Below are 2,544 nucleotides of genomic sequence, written 5' to 3' on the forward strand. Positions count from 1 at the left end.
GAGCAGCCAGCCGGCCACCGGCCAGCGGCGCGCGAGGGGCAGCGCGAGCGCGAGGCCGCCCAGGCCGGCCACGGTCAGCCACCCGGGCTGCCGGACGCTTCCCAGTGCGTCACCCGTCAGCACCGTGGCCGCGAGCAGCACCCATACCAGCAGGTCCAAGGCGATCGTCCGGCGATGTTCCTGACCGGCCCTGGGTATCCGACCCTTCCACACGGCCTCGACGTTATCGGCTCGGTGCCAGCCGGTCCCCTGACGAAAGTCAGGCGCCGACCGCCGCGCCGGTCGCTATGGGCGTTCCGGGTGGCGTCGGGGTCTTCCGAGTCCCGGGTCCGCGTGGTCGTTTCCACCCCATCGCGGTCCATGCCAGGATCGGGTGGCCATGACTGCGACCCCCACTGATGACGCCGCCGAACGAGCCGCCGAGTCCCTCGCCGAACCCGCCGCTGACCGTACCGCCGGACACACCGAACATCCGCTCGCCCGCGCGGCCGCGGCCGGTGCGGCCGACCCCGGAACCACCCTCTCCACCGCGTCCACTGGGACCGCCGGAACCGCGTCCGGGAACGACTCCGCCGTCGCCCCGGACCACGACCACGCCGCCCTGCACTCCAGCGTCGTCGACTGGTTCGACACGCACGCCCGTGACCTGCCCTGGCGCCGCCCGGAGGCGGGCGCGTGGGGGGTCATGGTGAGCGAGTTCATGCTGCAACAGACCCCGGTCGCCCGTGTCTTGCCCGTCTACGAGCAGTGGCTGGAGCGCTGGCCCCGTCCCGCGGACCTGGCCGCCGAGGCGTCCGGGGAGGCCGTACGCGCCTGGGGCCGACTGGGCTATCCGCGCCGGGCGCTGCGGCTACACGGGGCGGCGTCCGCCATAGCGGAACGGCACGGCGGTGACGTGCCGAAGGAACACGCGCAGTTGCTGGCGCTCCCGGGCGTCGGCGAGTACACCGCCGCGGCCGTCGCCTCGTTCGCGTACGGGCAGCGGCACGCGGTGCTGGACACCAACGTGCGCCGGGTGTTCGCCCGCGCGGTGAGCGGCCGGCAGTACCCGCCGAACGCGACCACCGCCGCCGAACGCCGGCTTGCCCGCGCGCTGGTTCCGGAGGACGACACGACCGCCGCTCGCTGGGCCGCCGCGACGATGGAGTTGGGCGCCCTGGTGTGCACGGCGCGCGCCCCGGCGTGCGACCGCTGTCCGATCGCCCAGCAGTGCGCCTGGCAGTTGGCCGGCGCCCCGGCGTACGAGGGCCCGCCCCGGCGTACGCAGAGCTACGCCGGTACGGACCGCCAGGTACGCGGCCGGCTGCTGGCCGTGTTGCGGGAGGCGGAGGCGGCGGTGCCGCAGTCCGTGCTGGACCGGGTGTGGCAGGAGCCGATACAGCGGGCCCGCGCGCTGGACGGGCTGGTGGCGGACGGACTGGTCGAGCCGCTGCCCGGCGGGCACTACCGGTTGCCGCGCGGCTGAGCCCGGCCGGGTCGCTGCTCCCACCGGCCCGGCACAGCCCCGGCACCGCTGCGGCCCTGCCGCGGCACGAAGCGCGACCGCCGGTTTGAGCCCGTGCCAAGCGGCCGCGACCAGCGCCGTTACACAACCGACGGGGAACCGTCGGTTGTTCGACGCATCCTTGCGGGCGCGATCGTAATAAGGGCTGTCTAGGTTCTCTCTTGGACAGCGCGCCACCCGCCCGTCGTACGTCGAACCGCACCGTCGCGTCCCCGCACGGTCACGGACACGCGTACGCACGGCGAGCACCGGCGCACACACGCCGACCGGCCCCGTACCAGGACCGGTTGGCCGTACCGCGGCACTCCGACACGGCACCGGCGCACGCGGCGACACCGTACCGAGGACGTCGACCGCGGGATGACCCGTCAGGCTCCGGAGCACACGCCGGGCCGACCGACCACGGACCGGACCGCCGCACACGATCGGGCCGGTCCCAGGCTCGGGGGAGGTAACGACATGGCGACTGGGTCCGCAGAGGTGTTGGATTTCGAGGACTACGTACGTGCTCGGCAGGACTCCCTGTTGCGCAGCGCCCGGCGGTTGGTGACCGATCCGACGGAGGCGCAGGACCTGCTGCAGACCGCGTTGGCACGCACGTACGTGCGCTGGGACGGGATAGCTGACAAGGCGCTGGCGGACGCGTACCTCCGACGCGTGATGATCAACACCCGTACGGAGTGGTGGCGCAGTCGCCGGCTGCAGGAGACGCCGACCGACCAGCTGCCGGACGTGGTCGCCGTCGAGGACGGCACCGAGCAGCGGGCCGACCGCGCGCTGCTGATGGAGGCGCTCGGCACGCTGGCGCCGAAGCAGCGCAGCGTGGTGGTGCTGCGGCACTGGGAACAGATGAGTACCGAGGAGACGGCGACCGCCCTGGGGATGTCCCCGGGGACGGTGAAGAGCACCCTGCATCGCTCGCTGGTCCGGCTGCGCGCCGAGCTGGAGCGGAGGTCCGTGGAGTGCGCCGCCTGACGGCACGCCGACGTGGACCCGCACGCGGCCGCGGGCAGGACGGTGGCCGCGGGCCGGGTCGCGCC

The 2,544-nt window shown here is 74.0% G+C and carries 3 protein-coding genes; 2 read left to right on the forward strand and 1 reads right to left on the reverse strand.

Going from position 1 to position 2,544, the window contains the following annotated elements:
* On the reverse strand, nt 1–213 hold a 213-nt coding region (locus AN216_RS28785; protein WP_212732750.1), incomplete at its 3' end, for a hypothetical protein.
* 166 nt (nt 214–379) lie between these two features.
* Here AN216_RS28785 and AN216_RS24275 point away from each other — a divergent pair.
* The gene (locus AN216_RS24275) at nt 380–1,465 is read left to right on the forward strand and encodes an HhH-GPD family protein (RefSeq protein ID WP_244502636.1); all 1,086 of its coding nucleotides are present in this window, start codon (nt 380–382) and stop codon (nt 1,463–1,465) included.
* Nucleotides 1,466–1,963: 498 nt separating this feature from the next.
* Nucleotides 1,964–2,479 carry a SigE family RNA polymerase sigma factor gene (locus AN216_RS24280; protein WP_070198890.1) on the forward strand — a complete coding sequence of 172 codons (516 nt, stop codon included), beginning with the start codon at nt 1,964–1,966 and terminating at the stop codon, nt 2,477–2,479.
* The last annotated feature ends 65 nt before the right edge of the window (nt 2,480–2,544 follow it).

The sequence above is a fragment of the Streptomyces oceani genome, assembly GCF_001751245.1.
GTDB lineage: Bacteria > Actinomycetota > Actinomycetes > Streptomycetales > Streptomycetaceae > Streptomyces > Streptomyces oceani.

What these genes read in the sequence shown, in the direction of transcription:
- AN216_RS24275 (WP_244502636.1), top strand. Translation starts at nt 380, where the DNA reads ATGACTGCGACCCCCACTGATGACGCCGCCGAACGAGCCGCCGAGTCC.
- AN216_RS24280 (WP_070198890.1), top strand. Translation starts at nt 1,964, where the DNA reads ATGGCGACTGGGTCCGCAGAGGTGTTGGATTTCGAGGACTACGTACGT.